16 protein-coding genes are annotated in these 18,727 nt (G+C 64.0%); 11 read left to right on the plus strand and 5 right to left on the minus strand.

The window, feature by feature from the left end:
• Positions 1–35: 35 nt before the first annotated feature.
• On the minus strand, positions 36–944 hold the full coding sequence (locus LHJ54_RS08355) for an SDR family NAD(P)-dependent oxidoreductase (protein ID WP_228243433.1): 909 nt from the start codon (positions 942–944) through the stop codon (positions 36–38).
• A gap of 47 nt (positions 945–991) precedes the next feature.
• Complete coding sequence (gph, locus tag LHJ54_RS08360; protein ID WP_228243434.1) at positions 992–1,684, minus strand: phosphoglycolate phosphatase; 693 nt, start codon at positions 1,682–1,684, stop codon at positions 992–994.
• Positions 1,685–1,765: 81 nt separating this feature from the next.
• On the opposite strand from gph, the gene glmU reads away from it, so the two are divergent.
• The 8 genes from glmU to LHJ54_RS08400 all read left to right on the plus strand — a co-directional run bounded on the left by glmU (position 1,766) and on the right by LHJ54_RS08400 (position 10,853).
• On the plus strand, positions 1,766–3,136 hold the full coding sequence (glmU, locus tag LHJ54_RS08365) for a bifunctional UDP-N-acetylglucosamine diphosphorylase/glucosamine-1-phosphate N-acetyltransferase GlmU (protein WP_228243435.1): 1,371 nt from the start codon (positions 1,766–1,768) through the stop codon (positions 3,134–3,136).
• Positions 3,129–3,401, plus strand: coding sequence for an HNH endonuclease (locus LHJ54_RS08370; protein ID WP_228243436.1), 273 nt, complete (start codon positions 3,129–3,131; stop codon positions 3,399–3,401). The genes glmU and LHJ54_RS08370 overlap by 8 nt, the downstream gene beginning before the upstream one ends.
• Positions 3,402–3,584: 183 nt before the next feature.
• Positions 3,585–4,253, plus strand: coding sequence for a PEP-CTERM sorting domain-containing protein (locus LHJ54_RS08375; protein WP_228243437.1), 669 nt, complete (start codon positions 3,585–3,587; stop codon positions 4,251–4,253).
• Positions 4,250–4,963, plus strand: a complete 714-nt coding sequence (locus tag LHJ54_RS08380; RefSeq protein ID WP_228243438.1) for a L,D-transpeptidase family protein — start codon at positions 4,250–4,252, stop codon at positions 4,961–4,963. The genes LHJ54_RS08375 and LHJ54_RS08380 overlap by 4 nt, the downstream gene beginning before the upstream one ends.
• Before the next feature lie 100 nt (positions 4,964–5,063).
• Entirely contained in the window at positions 5,064–5,657 is a 594-nt protein-coding gene (locus LHJ54_RS08385; RefSeq protein ID WP_228243439.1) for a CAP domain-containing protein, read from the plus strand.
• Positions 5,658–5,811: 154 nt separating this feature from the next.
• Positions 5,812–7,041 (plus strand): DUF1996 domain-containing protein, encoded by a 1,230-nt coding sequence (locus LHJ54_RS08390; protein ID WP_228243440.1) that lies wholly within the window; start codon positions 5,812–5,814, stop codon positions 7,039–7,041.
• A 208-nt stretch (positions 7,042–7,249) separates the two neighbouring features.
• Positions 7,250–9,598 carry a glycosyltransferase family 4 protein gene (locus LHJ54_RS08395; RefSeq protein WP_228243441.1) on the plus strand — a complete coding sequence of 783 codons (2,349 nt, stop codon included), beginning with the start codon at positions 7,250–7,252 and terminating at the stop codon, positions 9,596–9,598.
• The gene (locus LHJ54_RS08400) at positions 9,531–10,853 is read left to right on the plus strand and encodes a glycoside hydrolase family 130 protein (protein WP_228243442.1); all 1,323 of its coding nucleotides are present in this window, start codon (positions 9,531–9,533) and stop codon (positions 10,851–10,853) included. Before LHJ54_RS08395 ends, LHJ54_RS08400 begins: the two co-directional genes overlap by 68 nt.
• A gap of 51 nt (positions 10,854–10,904) precedes the next feature.
• On the opposite strand, the gene LHJ54_RS08405 is transcribed toward LHJ54_RS08400, so the two are convergent.
• Positions 10,905–12,476, minus strand: coding sequence for a cryptochrome/photolyase family protein (locus LHJ54_RS08405; RefSeq protein ID WP_228243443.1), 1,572 nt, complete (start codon positions 12,474–12,476; stop codon positions 10,905–10,907).
• A 12-nt stretch (positions 12,477–12,488) separates the two neighbouring features.
• Entirely contained in the window at positions 12,489–14,666 is a 2,178-nt protein-coding gene (locus LHJ54_RS08410; RefSeq protein ID WP_228243444.1) for a primosomal protein N', read from the minus strand.
• Positions 14,667–14,729: 63 nt separating this feature from the next.
• Here LHJ54_RS08410 and LHJ54_RS08415 point away from each other — a divergent pair, with 63 nt between their 5' ends.
• Positions 14,730–15,416, plus strand: coding sequence for a DUF4197 domain-containing protein (locus LHJ54_RS08415; protein ID WP_228243445.1), 687 nt, complete (start codon positions 14,730–14,732; stop codon positions 15,414–15,416).
• A 27-nt stretch (positions 15,417–15,443) separates the two neighbouring features.
• Here LHJ54_RS08415 and LHJ54_RS08420 read toward each other — a convergent pair whose 3' ends face one another.
• Positions 15,444–16,106: a DUF2490 domain-containing protein gene (locus tag LHJ54_RS08420; protein ID WP_228243446.1), complete on the minus strand. Its 663-nt coding sequence runs from the start codon at positions 16,104–16,106 to the stop codon at positions 15,444–15,446.
• A gap of 118 nt (positions 16,107–16,224) precedes the next feature.
• On the opposite strand from LHJ54_RS08420, the gene cobT reads away from it, so the two are divergent.
• The gene (cobT, locus tag LHJ54_RS08425; protein WP_228243447.1) at positions 16,225–18,048 is read left to right on the plus strand and encodes a cobaltochelatase subunit CobT; all 1,824 of its coding nucleotides are present in this window, start codon (positions 16,225–16,227) and stop codon (positions 18,046–18,048) included.
• A gap of 4 nt (positions 18,049–18,052) precedes the next feature.
• On the plus strand, positions 18,053–18,727 hold the full coding sequence (locus LHJ54_RS08430; RefSeq protein ID WP_228243448.1) for a nitroreductase: 675 nt from the start codon (positions 18,053–18,055) through the stop codon (positions 18,725–18,727).

Raw genomic sequence — 18,727 nt, forward strand, 5'->3', positions numbered from 1 at the left:
CGCTATGCCAGGTGTCTTACCCTGTCAATACGGCTCTAAGCGGCTCCAGCTGTCTGCATGGCCTTGAGGATCGCGCCCGACTGTTCCGCGCCCGATTGCGGCGCGTGGAGGTTCTCCTGCGCGCTGATGCGGTCCCAGTGCGCAGCGAAGCCTTCAACCGTCCGCTCACCTTCGGGCAGGAACACCGCGTCGTTCATCACCACCCAGGCTGAATGGTAGCCGCCCGCGCCTGCCCCGACGATGGCGTTCGTGGGTGCATCCTCGCTGACGAGGTAGAGGGCGGCGGGCACCACATTTTCCGGACCGAACAGCTTGAACGCCTGTTCCGGGAACAGATCCTCGGTCATCCGCGTGCCCGCCACCGGGGCCAGCGTGTTGACCTTGATGTTGTTCTTCGCGCCTTCGAGGTAGAGCGTCTTGGTCAGCCCGGCGAGACCCAGCTTGGCCGCGCCATAGTTCGCCTGACCGAAGTTGCCGAACAGGCCGGTCGACGACGACGTCATGAGGATGCGGCCATAGCTTTGCTCGCGCATCGTTTCCCAGCACGCCTTGGTGGCGTAAGCGGAGCCGAGCAGATGGACGCGCACCACGAACTCGAAGTCCTGCGGCGTCATCTTGGCAAAGCTCTTGTCGCGCAGGACCCCGGCATTGTTGATGAGGATATGGACACCGCCCCAGCGGTCCTTCGCCTCGGCAACCATCGCCTCCATCTGGTCGTATTCGGTGACGGATGCACCGTTGGCGATGGCCTCGCCGCCGGCCCCCTCGATTTCAGCCACAACCTGCGCCGCCGCGTCGGACGTGCCGGTGCCGTCGCGCGATCCGCCCAGGTCGTTCACCACGACCTTTGCCCCGCGCCGAGCCAGTTCCAGCGCATAGGCACGGCCAAGCCCGCCGCCTGCTCCGGTGACGATGGCGACCTTGCCGCTGAAGTCGATGCTCATGCTGTGATCCTCGTGCTGGTTGAAATGTTGCCGCGGCAGGTGCCAAATTACACGGTGGAGCGCAACCGGGCGGGCCATTGTTCCAGCAGCGCGGGCAATTCACCGAACGAACCGATCACCGCATCCGCCCCCAGCTCGTGCGGCGGCCTGTCGCAATAACCGTACGCGGTCGCAATCACCGGCACTCCGGCCGCCCGCGCCGCCATGACGTCGTAGCTTGAATCACCCACAAAGACGAAGCGTTCCCCGCCGCAAGCCTTGACCGCGGCCAGTAGGGGGTCTGGCGCGGGTTTTGCCCGGCCTTTGCCAAGCGTATCTCCCCCGATGATCGCGGCGAAGCGGCCTGCCAGGCCAAGTCGGGTCAGAATGTCGCGGGCGAAGCTCTCGAACTTGTTGGTGACGACTGCCATGCGCAGCCCGCCCGCCGCCAGAGCGTCAAGCACGTTCTCAACCTGAGGATAGGGGCGGGTATGTACCGCATTGTGTTCCGCGTAAAAAGCCAGCAGCAGCTTGTAGAGACGGCGAAACTCTTCCTGCGACACGCCACCGCGTTCCTCCAGCGCGCGGGCGAGCATCAGCTTGGCGCCGCCGCCGATCAGGCTTTCTATATGAGCCACGGGGACGGGTGCAAAGCCGCCGGCCTCCAGCGCGTGATTGACTGCCGCGCCCAGATCCTGATGCGTGTCGAGCAGCGTGCCGTCGAGGTCGAAACCGACAGCGTCGAAGTGGAAAAGCGCCATGTGCCGACATGAACTGGAGCAAGGCGCTTCAAACCGCAAGCGAATGGTGGCAAGGGCGCGGGCGAACACAAGGAATGCCGGATGCCTGACACAGACCGCCCCTTTGCCGCCGTGATCCTCGCCGCGGGCAAGGGCACCAGAATGAAGAGCGATGTGCACAAGGTGCTGCACCCGATCGCGGGGCGGCCGATGTTGCGTCACCTTCTGGCGGCGGTGGACACGCTTGCCCCGGCACGCAAGGTCGTTGTGGTTGGCGCAGGGCGCGAGCAGATCGAGGCAGCGGTTGCGAGCGAGGCGGCCGTGTGCGTGCAGGAACCGCAGCTTGGCACAGGCCACGCGGTGCAGCAGGCACGCGCGCAGCTGGACGGGTTCGCCGGCGACCTGCTGATCCTGTACGGCGATGTGCCGTTTGTCCGGCCCGATACGATGCGCGGGATGCTGAACCGGCTGCGGCAGGATGATCGGCCCGCCGCCGTGGTGCTGGGGTTTGAACCTGCTGATCCGCTCGCTTACGGGCGAGTGATCGCCGATGCAGCGGGCGGCATTTCCCGCATGGTCGAGTACAAGGACGCGAACGAGGAAGAGCGAGCCTGCCGCCTGTGCAATTCGGGTTTGCTCGCGGCGCGGGCGGAAGACCTGTTCGCCCTGCTTGACCGGGTGGGCAACGATAACGCCCAGGGCGAATACTACTTGCCCGACGTGGTCAACATCGCTCTGGCAGAGGGGCGCACGGCCGCAGTGGTGCGGACGGATGACGAGGGCGAAGTTGCCGGCATCAACAGCCGGGCGGAACTCGCGGCGGCGGAGGCCCTGTGGCAGGCGGACCGGCGCGAGGCAGCGATGGCGCAGGGTGTGACGCTGCGCGCGCCAGAAACAGTGTTCTTCAGCTGGGACACGCAATTGGGGCGGGATGTGACGGTCGAGCAGAATGTGGTGTTCGGCCCGGGCGTTACCGTCGCGGACGGCGCGATCATCCGCGCCTTCAGTCACCTGGAAGGTGCGCAGGTGGGCGAACGCTGCGAAGTCGGTCCCTTTGCCCGTCTGCGTCCGGGCGCGGTTCTGAAGCAGGGCAGCCGGATCGGCAACTTCGTCGAGATGAAGAAAGCCGTGCTTGGGGAAGGCGCAAAGGCCAACCATCTCACCTATCTGGGCGATGCGGATGTCGGTGCGGGCGCGAACATCGGGGCGGGCACGATCACCTGCAACTACGACGGTTACTTCAAGTACCGGACCATCATAGGTGAGCGGGCTTTCATCGGCTCGAATTCTGCACTTATCGCCCCGGTCCGGATCGGCGCAGACGCGATCGTGGCGGCCGGCAGTGCCGTCAGTCGCGATGTGGCCGATGGCGAATTGCGCATGGTTCGGGCGGAGCAGCTGGTAAAACCCGGCTGGGCGGACCGGTTCCACGACACGATGAAGCGCAAAAAGGCGGAAAAGAAGGTTGGTTGAAGAACCGGACCTGATCTGCTGGCTGTGCGAGCGGCCGTTGGGCGAGTCGGTCCAATGGCATCATCCTGTCCCGAAGGCAAAGAAAGGCAAGGTGAAGGTACCGGTCCATCCGATCTGCCACAAAACGATACACAAGCTGTTTACAAACGCGCAACTGGCGCGGACGGGGCAAGATCGCGCAAGCCTGCTCAAAGATGACGAACTTGCAAAGTTCATAAACTGGATCAAGACGAAGCCGTCTGATTTTGACGCGCCGGTCCGGTGACCCCCCGGTTGTGCATTCATTTCTGTTGCAAATTTGTCCGCTGCTGGGACAAGGAAAATTGGTTACCGGAACCTTAATGGACTCTGCTACTTGTCCTGATATTAGAACGGTATGGCAGCACTCCTTCCCTCAACTGCACGTGGCAGATACGGCTTGTTGACAGGCATCATTCTGCTTGCTGCCGTGGCAGCCTTGATTATCCAGCGGAATGCTGGCGATGGTGCCGGGCTTTTTGGCTCGGACTGGTTTGGTTCCGGTTCGCCACAAGCCGCTGCTGGTGCAGGTGATGGATCGCTGACCGGCTTCAGCGCGGTGGACAATGTCCTTGGCGCTCTGATCGGCCGCTCTCCCGGAGAGCGAACCGTCGGCGTTTCCGGCAAGGGGAAGGGTCCGGCACGACCCTATCGCTATGCCCGCAGCCCCGTGGGACAGGCCCTTCGCGACACGTTCAATTCGCCAGTCGGGGCAAGCCGGGTAATCGATGACCGGCCATCCCCGGCCGCGGGACCGGGTATCTTCCTCCCCGACACGGCGGCAGCGCCTGGCCGTCCGGGCCTGCTCCTGCCGACCTTTCCTGAGGGCGGCGGCATCACTGGACCGGGTGGCGGGTTCTTCGTTCCACCGGGCGGCTTTTCCATAGGTGGTGGCGGTGGCGTGCCGCCCGAAGTGCCTCCAGTGGTCCCGCCGATTGTGCCTCCTGTGGTTCCTCCGATCAATCCGCCGCCTCCTGTGGCGCCGATCCCGGAACCGGCCACATGGCTCACCATGCTGCTCGGCATGACCGCCATTGGCCTGTTCCTCCGCTCGGGCAAGGCGGCGCGGACCGGCAGGATCGCCTCATCATTCGAATGATGCGCGACTGGCTTGCCTGGCTGGTTCTCGCGGTTGTCGTGCTGGCGGGCGCAGCCCTCGTCTTGACTTTGCCTGTGCGCGCCCCGCCAGGTTCTTCGTCGATCGTTGAAACAGCGGGCACTCAGCGCGAGACAGTGCCGACATTGCCGCAGCACAGCTTTGCCATGGATGGCGAAGAGGATCGCATCTATCTTGGCCGGTCCGACCTGCAGGCAGCGATAAGTGCCGGCCTGCTGCCCGCTGAAACGAGGTCGATCCTGCGGGTGGACGACAAGCTGCGCCACGGGCAGTTCGTGTGGCAGGAAGATACAAAGACTTCCGGCCCGTTAAGCATCTGGGTCGATCTCGACCGTCAGCTTGTGTCCGCCTTTCGGGACGGGCACGAGATTGGCACCTCGGTCATTCTCTACGGGGCTGAAGGGCGCGACAGCCCCACGGGTAGCTTTCCCATCAAAGCCAAGTACGAAGATTATCATTCGCGCACTTACGACGCGCCCATGCCCTATTCCCTGTGGTTGACGGATGACGGGGTGGCCCTGCACGGCAGCGACGTTCGCTGGGGCCGCGCCACGCATGGCTGCATAGGGGTGCCGGCAGAATTTGCCCGCCGCCTGTTTGAAGTAGCTGAAAAGGGCGACGTGGTACGGATCGTGCGATCATCTCGTCAGGCCGGTGACCCTTCCGCAATGGCTGCCGCAGCGGCCAGTTGATCGAACGGCTTGTCGGTCAATCAAGTCCACCAGCCGCCTTCGCAGTCAAGGCAGCATTGATGTTAACGGTTCGGTAATCATTTCTGCCCAGCATCCGGGCATGCTCTGCGCCAGATCACCCGAAGCTGAACGGCCAGTGGAACGCACCGTGAAAGCGCCGCGGCACGGCCGCGCGGCGGCTCATCTCCACCAAGGGAAGGTCGGTTTCCTGTTGATTACGGCTGCGCCTCTGCTGATCGGCGCGCAATCACCCCAAGGCAATCTCGAGGAGAGGTTGCTCGCCGCGCACAACCGGGAACGCGCGACCGCCGGAGTGTCGGCGTTGCACTGGGACGCCCGGCTTGCGGCCAGCGCCTCGCACTGGGCGGCCAGGCTCGCCGTGGATGGACAGTTGTTGCATCAGTCCGGGGCCTCGGGCTCCGGTCATGGTGAAAACCTGTGGATCGGAACCGTCGGCCGTTTCGGCCCGGAGGCCATGGTCGGCCAGTGGGCCGAGGAGAAGGCGAACTTTGTTCCTGGCTCCTTTCCTTTCGTAAGCAGAACAGGGCGGTGGGAGGATGTAGGGCACTATACTCAGATCATCTGGCGCGACACCAGGCGCGTCGGTTGCGCCATTCGGTCCGGCCCTGCCTGGGATGTTCTGGTTTGCCGTTACAGCCTGCCCGGCAATGTAGCAGGCGAAGCACCGCTGTGATGTCCGGCTTCAGCTGTGTCTCCGACGCGCGCACTGCGGCGCTACGTCGCGGTCTGGTGGCAGGCTGTTAAGCCTTCGTTAAGCTGCTGATTTAGGCCCAAATTAACGCTTAGGTGTCAGATCATCCTCAACCGGCTTGGTGAGGGAGTTCTAGATGCCGATTACCCGTTCCATGACAGCGTTGGCCATCGTCCTGAGCCTTGGCGGCTGTTACAAGCAGAAGGTTTCCAAGCCAACGCCGGAGCCGACAGCGGTAGCGGTGGCACCTGCGCCCACTCCCACTCCCACGCCGACGCCTACCCCGACGCCGCCGCCAGCGGCCAAGCCAGCGGGAACGCCGGTCAGTGTCGCGCCTGACAAGGACGGCATTAGGCAACTGGCCTCAATCCCCAGCAACTTCAGCACGGATGGCCTGCTGGAAAAGGTCAGCATCCCTGGCAGTGCCGACCCCGACACCGTTGGGGCCTTCAGGTTCATTTGCCGCCCTTCGCATCTGGCCTATGACGATCCGATCGTGTTCCCGAACCAGAAAGGCCGGGCGCACCTGCACATGTTCTTCGGGAATACCAAGGCGGATGCGGACTCGACCTATGAAAGCCTTCGCACAACCGGGGACAGTACGTGCAACAACAAGCTCAACCGTTCGTCCTACTGGACGCCGGCGCTGTTGAACGGGCAGGGGCAAGTGGTCCTGCCAGATGCCATCACAATCTACTACAAGCGGTTTCCTGCTTCATCGGAATACTGTCAGACCGGCGCAAAGTGCGTGCCTCTGCCGCGCGGACTGCGTTATATTTTCGGGCGTTCGATGCAGGGGCAGCAAAGCGGCGGTGCCGTTCACTTCCGCTGTGACGGCGGAACGTCCAGTTCACATTTCGGCACTCTGCCTGAAGTCGCCGCCGTTTGTCCAGTGGGAGCGACTCTGATCGCTGCTGTAGAAGCGCCGCAGTGCTGGGACGGAGTTAACCTAGACAGCCCGGATCACCGCTCTCACATGGCGTATCCCATCAGGGGTGGAGGGCCTCTGACGTGCCCCACTACCCACCCTTACCGCATCCCAACCTTCACCATCGGGCTGCTGTACAAGGTTGACGAGACCCTGGACCGGTCGGGCGATCTTTCGACTTCGCGCCGGACGTGGCACTTCTCATCCGACCGCATGGCGGGGATGACGCCGCAGATTTCGGGCAGCACCTTTCACGCCGATTGGTTTGGTGCGTGGGATGACGAGATCCTCAAGGAGTGGACCGATCACTGCATCGACAAGAAGCTGAACTGTTCGTCCGGGGTTCTTGGCAGTGGGCGCAAACTGTCGGAACGCGAGGCCGCCGCTGTCAGCATGAAGGGGCGGTTGGTGGCCGTGCCGCCTGACCCGAAAACCTGACCGACACTGTTAGCGACTAATGGAAAGGCCGCAGCAATGCGGCCTTTCTCGCATCTGCGAACAAGCAGGATCCACTAAAGTGCGCAGGTAAGAGACTGTAGCGCCACCACTTGCTCGGATTTCCTGACCAACCGCACACGCATCTCTGGAACGGCGGTGCACAAAACGCGTTAGTGCATACCTTCTTGAACAAAGAGTGTTGCCGGTCGTGTCCCATCCCAATTCCTTCGACGTGCGGCGAAGCAGGCTGTCCGATCCGTTCCTGCACGCTGTAGCAGATGACAAAAGCCGGCAGGTCCGGCGAAAGGTCGCCCTCGTCGCCAACTTTCCGCCGCAGCAATGCGGTATTGCCACGTTCACGGGAGATATCGTTGAGCATGTGCAGCGGTTCGAACCCAGGATCAGTTTCGCATCGTATTGCCTCGCTGACCCAGGTGTTCACGGATCAACCGCTTATCGCCACATCGACAGGCATGACCGCTCCAGCTACCTTGCAGCGGCCGGGGACATCAACGCCAGCGGCGTCGATGCCGTCTGGGTGCAGCACGAATACGGCATATTTGGCGGCGATCATGGCGAGTACGTGTGCGATTTCGTCGACGCGCTTGCAGAACCGCTGATTCTGACGCTCCACACCGTTCTGGAGCAACCCGATCCAGCCCAACTGCGGATCCTGCGCCACCTGGTTTCGCGCGCTTCTCGCATGATGGTCATGTCGGAGGAGGGCCGGGAGCTTCTCGCCGGCATTTATGGCGCCGCGCATGAGAACATTGTGGTCATCGAGCACGGTGCGCCCGACCGGCCGTTCTGTGAAGCGGCCGACGCCAAGCGGCGGCTCGGCCTGGCCGATGATCCAATCCTCATGACGTTTGGACTGCTCGGACCGGGCAAAGGGCTGGAAACGGCAATCTGTGCGCTTCCGGCGATTGTCGCGGCACACCCGCACGTTCGCTATCGTATTGTCGGGGCAACGCATCCCAACCTCGTCGCTCAGGAGGGAGAGGCGTATCGCAGCAAGCTGGAGGCTCTTGCCGCAGAGCTCGGGGTGGCCTCCAACATCGAGTGGGTGAACCGCTTCCTCGAAACCGATGAACTGCTCGACCAGCTGGAAGCTTGCGACATCTATCTCACACCGTATCTCAACCTTCAGCAATCGACGTCCGGTACATTGAGCTATGCCGTGGCACTGGGCAGAGCGGTGGTTTCTACTCCCTACAAGCACGCCCGTGAGCTTTTGAGTGGAGGAACCGGTCGCTTGGTGCCGCCACAGGATTCGTCGGCTATCGCACGCGAAGTCAATGCTTTGCTGGGTGACCGTTCGGCCTTGCATGCACTTCAGCATGCCGCATACGAACGCGGGCGCCGAACGGTTTGGCCGGCCTTTGCTGCGAACGTCGCGGCATTGATCGATGCAACCGCCCGCACCGCCGCGGCCCGCAGGGCACCGCGTGCGCCATCGTTCGATGCGGTTGCGGAAATGACAGACAGTACCGGTCTGTTGCAGCACGGCAACGGTATCGTGGCCGACCGCAGGCACGGGTACTGTCTGGATGACAATGCGCGGGCGTTGATGCTGACCAATCTGTCGGGGAACGGACCCGAAGGTGCGCAGCGCAAAGAGGCGCTCATCTACGCGGCTTTCCTGCAGGATGCCTGGAATCCTGCGGAAAGGCGGTTCCGCAACTTCATGGCCTTTAACCGCCACTGGCTGGAGGATGAAGGATCTGAAGACAGCAACGGGCGCGCGTTTTGGGCGCTCGGTCACACCATCGCCCGCAGCGGGGACGAGCGCCTCTCCCGCTGGGCGATCAGGTTGTACGACCAGGTGGCGGAGGCATTGGGTGATCTTGGCTCCCCGCGTGCCGTGGCGTTCGTGATGCTCGGCGCGCTTGAGCGGCTTCGGGTGGACCCTCGGCATGTTGCTTCCCGCAGCCTGGTGGAACGCGGCGGTGAACTGCTATGCAGCTTGCTTGCCGCTGCCCGGCGGCCCGACTGGCCGTGGTTCGAAGCGGTTCTGGGTTACGACAACACGCGGCTCCCGCAAGCCTTGCTGGAGGCAGGCGTGTTCTGCGGGATCGGCGAGTGGCGCAATGAAGGCCTGGCTACGTTGCGCTGGATAACCGAGCGGCAAACGTCCGCGAAGGGATACTTCCGTCCCATCGGGTCCGAAACCTTCGGCAAGCCGCACACCATCATGCCGTTCGACCAGCAGCCGCTGGAGGCTCAGGCTCACATCGAAGCCTGCCTCGCGGCGCACAGGGTCGATCCGCAAGGTGGCTGGCTGATTCCCGCGCGAGCGGCGCACGACTGGTTTTTCGGGCGCAACGATCGCGGCGTAAGCCTGGTCGATCCGGCCACCGGCCGGTGCTTTGACGGCATCACGCCGCGCGGAATCAACGAAAACAGCGGCGCAGAATCAATCTTGGCGTTCCAATTGGCCAGCCACGCCTTTATCGGGCTGTTCGAGAACGACATAGCGAGAGACACGAGTGGCAACCCAGCTAAAGCCAAGATGCGAGACAGCCAGCCCGCTGGAGATCCTGCCCGAACGGCTTGAAGCCGATCCGTCGCGCGTCGTCCTGCGGCCATTCCATCTGGGTTGGCAGGCACAAACAGCAACGGGCGGTCGCGCCGAACGGCTGGTTCAGGACGTCCTGTCGCTCGACCCCGCCACCGCGGAGCGTGAATTCCGCTGCGTGCTTGCCGATTTCGGCGAGCGTCACTGGCAGACAGAGCAACTGTTCCTGCGCCGCTTCGAGGAAGTTCGTCAGCAAGTTGCGATTGACGCCGATACGCTCACCTTTCCGCAGCGGGCGCTGATCGGGGCCTACTTCTGCCACGAATACACCTACGCGGCCGCTGCATTGATGAACCCTTCCATTGTGCCGCATCCCGATCAGTCCGGAATGGTGGGCGGATCGCTGCGCTTCGTCATGTCCATGCGCGCCGTGGGCGAAGGGCATATCAGTTCCGTCGCCTTTCGCGAAGGGGTAGTGGCCAGGGACGGATCGCTGTCGCTGTGGCCGCAAAGCCATTTCGCGACCGCCGCCAATGGCACGGAAGCAAAGCCGGAAGGCGAGGGGGCGGTGCGCATCTTCCGCGATTCGGAAAGCACCCTGTCGAACACGGTCATCTTTCCGGTAACAGAACAGCAGCGCGGTGGACTGGAAGACCTGCGACTGGTGCGCTTCGATCACGGAGATGGGGATTACGAGTGGATCGGCACCTACACTGCCTATTCCGGCACCTCCATCCGCTCCGAACTGCTGCTCACCCGCGATTTTCGCGCCTTCGATCTGGTGCCGATGCAGGGCGCCGGTGCCCGTAACAAGGGCATGGCCCTGTTCCCGAAGAAGTTCGGTGACGATTACCTGATGGTTGGGCGTCAGGACGGCAAGAACCTCTTCCTGCTCCGCTCGGCCCGCCTAGACCAATGGAACGAGGAAGGCACGTTGTTGCTGGAACCAAAGTTTCCGTGGGAGTTCGTGCAGATCGGTAATTGCGGCAGTCCGTTGTGGACAGAACGCGGCTGGCTGCTGCTGACGCATGGTGTCGGGCCGATGCGCAAGTATGCGCTGGGCTGCGCGCTGCTGGACCTTGACGACCCGTCCAAGGTGATCGCCCGCAGCACAGAACCGCTGCTGACGGCGCAGGATGACGACCGCCACGGTTATGTGCCCAACGTCGTTTATACCTGCGGCGGGATCATCGTCGCCGACGAGACGCTGATGCTGCCCTACGGCATCTCCGATAGCGCGATCGGGTTTGCCCGCGTGCCGCTTGAGCGGATCTTCAGCGAGGTGCTGGCTTGATCGCGAGTGTCAAAGACACCTGGTGAAGCATGCCTTTCTGGGCGGTGTCGGCTACGCACCGCCTCCGTCCTGATCGCGCGCCCATTCGGCTGACGCCGGCGTGAGCGCCGTCAGGACCGCGGCCGCGCTGTCGCGGTATTCCAGCTGGCGCTCCGGACTCATGCGATCCCATGTCGCGTAGATGCGACCAATTCGCCGGTTGGGTTCCAGCCGATCCCGGTGACGGTCCATGAAATGCCAGTACAGGGGGTTGAACGGGCACGCTCCCGGCCCTGTTTTCTGCCGCACGTCATAGCGGCAGCGTTGGCAGTAATCCGACATGGTGTTGATGTAGTTACCCGATGCCGCATAGGGTTTGGTCGCCAGCCGCCCGCCATCGGCGTACAGGATCATCGCGGCAACATTAGGCAATTCCACCCATTCATAAGCATCGGCATAGACGACCAGGTACCAGTCCTGCACCTGGCGCGGGTCGATACCCGCCAGAAGGGCAAAATTGCCCAGCACCATCAGCCGCTGGATGTGATGGGCGTGCGCATTCTCGCGGGTCGAGCGTACGCAGTCCGCGACGCAGGCCATGTCCGTTTCACCTGTCCAGTAGAACTCGGGCAGCGGAAGGTGCGCCTCCAGCGCGTTTGCCTCCTGCAATCCTGGCATGAAGTACCAGTAGAAGCCGCGAATGTATTCGCGCCAGCCGATGATCTGCCGTATGAACCCTTCAACCGAATTGATCGGCGCGCGCCCTTCATCATACAGCGCCTCTGCCCGGCGGCACAGTTCCATCGGGTCCAGCAGCCCAAGATTGATGCTGGTTGACAGGAGCGAATGATATAGCTGGTCCTGTCCCCACAGCATCGCGTCCTCATAAGGGCCGAACAGCTCCAGCCGCTGCGCGAAAAAGGCGTCTGCGGCTTGCAACGCCTGCGTCCTTGTGACTGGCCAGTCGAACCGGTCGAGTGAACCGAAGTGTCCGCCGAACCGCCCCTCCACCAGCGTGATGCATTCCCGCGTCACCGCGTCGGGCTCGAATAACGGGCGCAGGGGCGGGTTCAGTCCTTCGGCCGGCGGCTTGCGGTTCTCCTTGTCGAAGTTCCACGCGCCTCCCTTGGGCTTGCCGTCGGCGGTCATCAGCAGCCCGGTTTTCTGCCGCATCCGGCGATAGAAGTATTCCATCGTCAGATGTTGGCGCCCTTCCGCCCATTCGCGGAACTCAGCATGGGAGCAGAGGAACCGATCGTCCGGCAGGATCGTGACCGCGCACGCAAACCTGTCCGCCCATTCCTCCAGCATCTGCTGCACCCGCCACTCGCCCGCTTCGGTGACGCGGATTTCGTCGACGTCGTGCCGTTCCAGCGCACGCGCGACCTCGCCGGTGAAGGAATGCGCATTTTGAGCGTCGGTAAGCTCGACGTAATCAACCCGCCACCCTTGCTCGCCGAGTTCGGCGGCGAAGTGGCGCATCGCGGAAAAGATGAGGGCGATCTTCTGCTTGTGGTGCTTAACATAGGTCGCCTCGTCCCAGACCTCCATCATCAGGACGACCGTTTCAGCGGGATCGGCATCGCGCAGGCTGGGCAGATCGCGTGACAGCTGGTCGCCAAGGACCGGAACAAGGATGGTCATGCGTGCACGCTGCTACACAAAGCTGTAGGGATCAATGTCCACACTCACCCGCACGGTACGCGGCAGGGTCAATTCGCCCAGCCATTCGCGGATCACCCGCTGCACCTGTGCAGAGCGGCGGGCGTTCAGCAGCAGGCGATAGCGATACCGTCCCCGCAGCAGGCTCATGGGCGCGGGCGCGGGGCCGAGGATGGCGATGTCGGGATGGTCGGGCCGGGCGCCGCCGATCGCGCGGGCGGCGTCGCGGGCCTCGCTCTCGTCCTCCGAAGAGACGATGATGGCCGCCCACCGTCCGAACGGCGGAGCGTTGGCATGACGGCGGGCTTCTGTTTCGCTAGCGTAGAATGCGTCGCGGTCGCCTGCTGCCAATGCGGCGATGACCGGCGCTGTGGGATGGCGAGTCTGGATCAGCACCTCGCCGGCCTTTGCTCCGCGGCCGGCTCGGCCCGAAACTTGCGCGATCTGCTGGTAGGTACGCTCCGCTGCGCGCAGGTCGCCGCCTTCCAGTCCCAGGTCGGCATCGACCACGCCCACCAGCGTCAGTTCGGGGAAGTGAAACCCCTTGGTCACCAGCTGGGTGCCGACGATGACGTCGATCGCTCCGGCCTGCGCCTGTTCGATAAAGGCGGTCGCCCGGCCGGGGGAGGACAGCGTGTCGGACGTGACAAGCGCGATGCGAGCGTCGGGCAGCCGTTCCCGCACCTCGTCGGCGATCCGTTCCACCCCCGGGCCGCAGGCGACGAGGCAGTCCGGTTCGCCGCATTCCGGGCAAGTCGCAGGCGGCTGCGTCTCGAACCCGCAATGATGGCAGGCAAGCCGGCGCGACAGGCGGTGTTCGACCAGCCAGGCGGTGCAGTTCGGGCACTGGAAACGATAGCCGCAGTTACGGCACAAGGTCAGCGGGGCATAGCCGCGGCGGTTGAGGAACAGCAGCGACTGTTCGCCCTTCACCAATCGATCTCCCATAGCCGCGATCAGCGGTTCGGCCAGCCAGTGACCCCGGCCGGGCTTCTCCTGCGTCAGGTCGATCGTGGCTATGGACGGCATCTGCGCCCCGCCGAAACGGGTGTCGAGCGCGATCCGCTGATAAACGCCTTGTTCAGCCATGTAGAGGCTTTCCAGGGCAGGAGTGGCACTGGCCAGCACGACCGGGATGTTTTCGAACCGTCCGCGCATCACCGCCACGTCGCGCGCGTTGTAGCGCACGCCGTCGTCCTGCTTGAATGACACCTCATGCGCCTCGTCCACCACGATGAGGCCGAGGTCGGCATAGGGCAGGAACAGGGCGGAGCGTGCGCCAACGACGACCTGCGCGCCTCCGGCTGCCGGCGAGGTAGCGATAGCGCGCCATGCGCGGCGCCGTTCGCTGGACTTGAGCGAGGAATGCCACAGCACCGGCGGCACCCCGAACCGCTCGGCGAACCGCTTCAGGAACGCTTCGGTCAGCGCGATTTCTGGCAACAGGACGAGCACCTGCCGCCCTTGCGCGAGCGCAGTCGCGATGGGTTCGAAATAGGTTTCCGTCTTGCCCGACCCCGTCACTCCGTCAAGGAGGAACGTCTGGAATGTTCGTTGCGCCAGCGCCGCGTCGACAATTGCGGCGGCCTCCCTCTGAGCGGACGTCAACTCGGGCTGCTGGAAATCCGGCGCGACGCGCGGATACGGGCGGTCCACGTCCACCAGCACCGGCTCCAGCACACCCTGCTTGACCAGCCCGCGCAGCACCCCTTCCGAAACGCCGGCAATCTCGCCAAATTCGCGGATCGAGCCCTGCTCCCCCTCCAGCCGTTCTATCGCCCGTTCCCGCTGCGGCGTCATGCGGTCGGGCATGCCGCCGGACAGCCGGTACTCGGTCGTCGTGGCCGGACCACCCAAAGCGCCGCCGCTGGCCAGCACCATGCGCAGCACGGGGGCGAGCGGGGCGCAGTAATAGTCGGCGGTCCATTCCACCAGCCGACGCAGCGCTGCACGAAGCGGCGGAACAGGCAGGATCGCACGCAGGGGCCGCAGCTTGGCGTCGGGCACCGCATCGCCGGTCAGCCGATCTTCTTCCCACACAACTCCCAGGATCGTGCGCGGACCAAGCGGAGCCTCCACGATCGAACCAGGCTGCGGGTGCAGGCCGTCGGGCACGCTGTAGTCCAGTATGCCGAGTGCAGCGTTCAGGGTAAGGATACGGACACGGTTCATCTTTGCCCCTGCATATGGGAACGGTCTTCAGTTGAAAACAGACAGGGAACGGAGCGTACAGCAATGACCATCCAGCCAATTGGCCGCCGCATGTTCTTTCTTGGCGCGTTCGCCGCGGGCGCTGCGCTGGCGCTGCCTGCCTGCCAGACCGCCCGCCCGCTCAGCCTTGAGGAAGCGATCCGCCGCCTTCTGCTCGCCTCGAGCGAGAACGCCTTTGCGCGCCTGACGGCCCCCGGTGGCTATTGGGACGAACAGGTGGCCCGACTGGGGCTTGCCAATCTGCTCGGCGTTCGCGGTGATGCCGTCAGCCGGGTGCTCACCTCGCCCCTGTTCCGCGAGCGGTTGCAGGACCAGTTTGCCGACATTGCCATAGAGGCCTCCTATCGCGCCGCGCCGGTCGTTGCTGACGCGGTTCGCGCCGTTGGCTATTACAATGCGCTGGACATCGTGCGGGGCGGCCCGCAGGCGGCGACCGCCTATCTGCGCGCGGAATTGGGAGCGCGGCTGGTCGAAGCGATGGTGCCAGGACTGTACAATGCGCTGGCGGTCGCGTCCGATCCCCTAATCGGCCAGCTGCTGAATGCGGCCGTCGGCAGGGACGTGGGCGCAATCGCCCGCCGCTTTGCCGATCAGGTTGACGACGCGATCTGGCGCGAAATAGGACGTGAGGAGGCCGCAATCCGCGCCAACCCGGGCGCCACCCGCGACCCGGTGCTGATCGGGGTATTCGGCAATGCCCCGCGGTACTGAGCGCGATTGGTTGGACGGCTCGCCGGTCTAGAAAGAGAAGTCGATGCCGATCAGCGGTGCGTGACCGATCACGTCCGGAGCATTGTCGGTGAAATCCTGGTTTCGCAGATACGACAGATTAACCGCCACATTGTCGCTGACGGCGTATTCCACGCCGATGACGGTTCTCAGCCCTGTAAGCCCCGTATCGCCGCCTGCGCTGGTGCCACGCAGGGTCCAGAAAAGTTCGCCGCTGGCGTCGGCAGTCCAGCGGCCATCCTCGCTTAACGGAACAGCGACACCGATGCGGCTGCGCAGGCGCAGACCCATGCGGCCGCCGGTGCCCTCCCTGAAGCGCTGTTCGGACCGCAGGCGACCGCGCAAGATGCCGCTAGACGCGTTCAACTGCTGCAACAGTCGCGTCTCGTCAGCGCCGCCATCGTTGATGCGGCGTTCGATCCCGCCGTCCAGCCGCAAACCGTCGCCAATCTGCTGCTTGACCCAGAAGCGGCCGTAATAAGTATCGACCCGGCCGCGATCGGCATCGCGAAACCGCTGAGCGGTTTCCAGCTGAACCGCAGTGTCGTCATCCAGATCGAACTGAGTCGTCGGATTGAGCCACAGTTCGAAATCCTCGTCGCTTGCCGCAGCAGGGGCGGCGAGGGGCAGTGCGAGGGCGATGAGGCTGATGGAGAGAAGCGTGCGCGGCATGGATTGTGACAATCTCGTGACAGGTGAGAATGCCGCCGCTTACGCAAAAGGTTCGCAATGTCCAGCGCGCCCTTTACCGGCCCCCTCGTTTGCTCCTATCTGCAGAGCCTGAAGCCGAATGCCCGACGAAACCCCTCTCGATCGCTTCAAGCGCGCGCTGACCGGCACGGCGCGGGCGGTTGCGCGCGAACCGGAGGTGGAGGTCGCCTGGAGTGCGGATACGCCGTCAGCCACCGGCACCAACATGCGCGTGCCGCTGCCGGGACGGACGCTGCCGGCCGATCAGGCACGCGAGGCGCGGGGGTTCGCCGACAGCTTTTCGCTGAAGCTGCGCCACCACAATGCGCTGCTGCACGCGGCGAATGCCCCGGCGGAACCGCTGGCGCGCGCCTGTTACGATGCGGTGGAACAGGTGCGTTACGAGGCGCTGGGTGCAAACAACTTCGCAGGCGTACGCGAAAACCTGACCGCGGCAACGCAGCTGCGCACCCGGTCCGATCCCATTACACGGGCAAAGAACGTCAGCGATGTTCCCTTGCAGAGCGCCCTCAGCCTCATCCTGCGCGAGAAGTTGACGGGACAGGCGATCCCGGATCTGGCCGCCCCGGGTGTCGCGCTGCTGCGCGCGTCCATCGAAGAGCGTGCGGGCGACGATTTTGCCGGGCTGGCGGATGCGTTGCAGAACCAGCGAGCGTTTCAGCAGCGTGCCATCGATCTCCTGCGCCATCTCGACCTGATCGACCCGTCCGAAGCCAAGGAACCGGACGATAACACCGGCGAGGACGACGAGGACAGCGAGGAGGAAGAAGACAGCAGCGGCGACGACGATGCGGCAGACGACAGGTCACAGCAAGGCGTCGAGATGGCCGGTGAACCCGCCGCGGGAGAAGAAGAGGGCGAGGAGGAAAGCGACGCTTCCGCAGAAGAGGATCTGAGCGAAGGGACAGCCGGCGACGAGGGGGAAGAGCGGATGCTGCCGGTCCGTCCCCGGACCAACTGGACCGATCTGCCCGCCGATTTCCAGTACAAGGCCTATACCACCCGGTTCGACGAGACGGTTGACGCGGCCGAACTGTGTGACTTTGCCGAACTCGACCGCTTGCGTGCCTATCTCGACAGCCAGCTGACGGGCCTGCAAGGGGTAGTGACGCGCCTTGCCAACCGCTTGCAACGCCGGCTGATGGCGCAGCAGAACCGCAACTGGGATTTCGACCAGGAAGAAGGGATGCTGGATGCCGCGCGGCTTGCCCGCGTGATCGTCTCGCCCGGGCAGTCGCTCAGCTACAAGGTCGAACGCGATGTCGAGTTCAAGGACACCGTCGTCACCCTGCTGATCGACAACTCAGGCTCGATGCGCGGAAGACCTATCTCGATCGCCGCTATCAGCGCGGACGTGCTGGCGCGCACCCTGGAGCGGGTCGGCGTCAAGACGGAAATCCTCGGCTTCACCACTCGCGCGTGGAAAGGGGGGCAAGCGCGCGAGGCGTGGCTGGCCGATGGCAAGCCGCCGCATCCGGGGCGCCTGAATGACCTGCGCCACATCATCTATAAGCAGGCAGACCAGCCGTGGCGCCGGGCGCGGCGCAACTTAGGCCTGATGATGCGCGAAGGACTGCTGAAGGAAAACATCGACGGCGAGGCGTTGCTGTGGGCGCACGGGCGACTGCTTGCCCGGCCGGAAGATCGCCGCATCCTGATGGTAATTTCCGACGGCGCCCCCGTGGATGATTCGACCCTGTCGGTGAACAGCGCCGGCTATCTCGAAACGCACCTGCGCAAGGTGATAGAGTGGATCGAGGGCAAGTCCCCGGTGCAGCTGGTGGCGATCGGCATTGGCCACGATGTTACCCGTTATTACAAGCGCGCGGTCACGATCATGGACGCCGAACAGCTGGGCGGCACCATGGTGGAACAGCTTGCCGGCCTGTTCGAAGAGGGGTGAACCCATGATTGTGTCCGATGCCGTGCAAACCCGCCGCTCCATCCGCGCCTTTACCGATCGCGCCGTGGACCACGCGACGCTCGCCCGGATTCTCGAGCGGGCGCAGCGCAGTCCTTCCGGCGGCAACACGCAGCCCTGGCACGGTGTCGTCCTCACCGGCGAACCCCTTCAGCGTCTGTTCGACCGCGTCGCGTTGGAGTTTCCGAGGGGAAAGGCGGCGCATGCGCCTGAATACCACATCTATCCGCCCGATCTCGATGGCGCATACGAACAACGCCGCTTCGGGGTTGGAGAGGACCTTTACGGTACGCTGGGCATCGCGCGGGAAGAGAAGGGCAAACGCCTGATGTGGTTCGCGCAGAACTTCCGGGCGTTCGGCGCCCCGGTGCTGATGCTGGTGCACACGCCGCGATACATGGGGCCGCCGCAATGGTCGGACATTGGCATGTGGCTGATGACGATAATGCTGCTGTGCCGGGAAGAAGGGCTGGACACCTGCCCGCAGGAGGCCTGGGCCGTCTATTCGCCGCAGATACGCGAAGTCGTCGCAATTCCCGAAGATCACACGCTCTTCTGCGGCCTTGCTATCGGTTATCGCGACCCGCAGGCGCCGGTGAACAACTTCCCCGTCCAGCGCGCCGCGCTGGAGGAAGCGGTGCGGTGGGAGGGTTGGCAGTAA

Source organism: Porphyrobacter sp. GA68, assembly GCF_022605525.1.
Classification (GTDB): domain Bacteria; phylum Pseudomonadota; class Alphaproteobacteria; order Sphingomonadales; family Sphingomonadaceae; genus Qipengyuania_B.

Coding starts and splice junctions, on each gene's coding strand:
- LHJ54_RS08355 (WP_228243433.1), bottom strand. CDS start 944: ATGAGCATCGACTTCAGCGGCAAGGTCGCCATCGTCACCGGAGCAGGC.
- gph (WP_228243434.1), bottom strand. CDS start 1,684: ATGGCGCTTTTCCACTTCGACGCTGTCGGTTTCGACCTCGACGGCACG.
- glmU (WP_228243435.1), top strand. CDS start 1,766: ATGCCTGACACAGACCGCCCCTTTGCCGCCGTGATCCTCGCCGCGGGC.
- LHJ54_RS08380 (WP_228243438.1), top strand. CDS start 4,250: ATGATGCGCGACTGGCTTGCCTGGCTGGTTCTCGCGGTTGTCGTGCTG.
- LHJ54_RS08385 (WP_228243439.1), top strand. CDS start 5,064: ATGCTCTGCGCCAGATCACCCGAAGCTGAACGGCCAGTGGAACGCACC.
- LHJ54_RS08390 (WP_228243440.1), top strand. CDS start 5,812: ATGCCGATTACCCGTTCCATGACAGCGTTGGCCATCGTCCTGAGCCTT.
- LHJ54_RS08405 (WP_228243443.1), bottom strand. CDS start 12,476: ATGACCATCCTTGTTCCGGTCCTTGGCGACCAGCTGTCACGCGATCTG.
- LHJ54_RS08410 (WP_228243444.1), bottom strand. CDS start 14,666: ATGAACCGTGTCCGTATCCTTACCCTGAACGCTGCACTCGGCATACTG.
- LHJ54_RS08415 (WP_228243445.1), top strand. CDS start 14,730: ATGACCATCCAGCCAATTGGCCGCCGCATGTTCTTTCTTGGCGCGTTC.
- LHJ54_RS08420 (WP_228243446.1), bottom strand. CDS start 16,106: ATGCCGCGCACGCTTCTCTCCATCAGCCTCATCGCCCTCGCACTGCCC.
- cobT (WP_228243447.1), top strand. CDS start 16,225: ATGCCCGACGAAACCCCTCTCGATCGCTTCAAGCGCGCGCTGACCGGC.
- LHJ54_RS08430 (WP_228243448.1), top strand. CDS start 18,053: ATGATTGTGTCCGATGCCGTGCAAACCCGCCGCTCCATCCGCGCCTTT.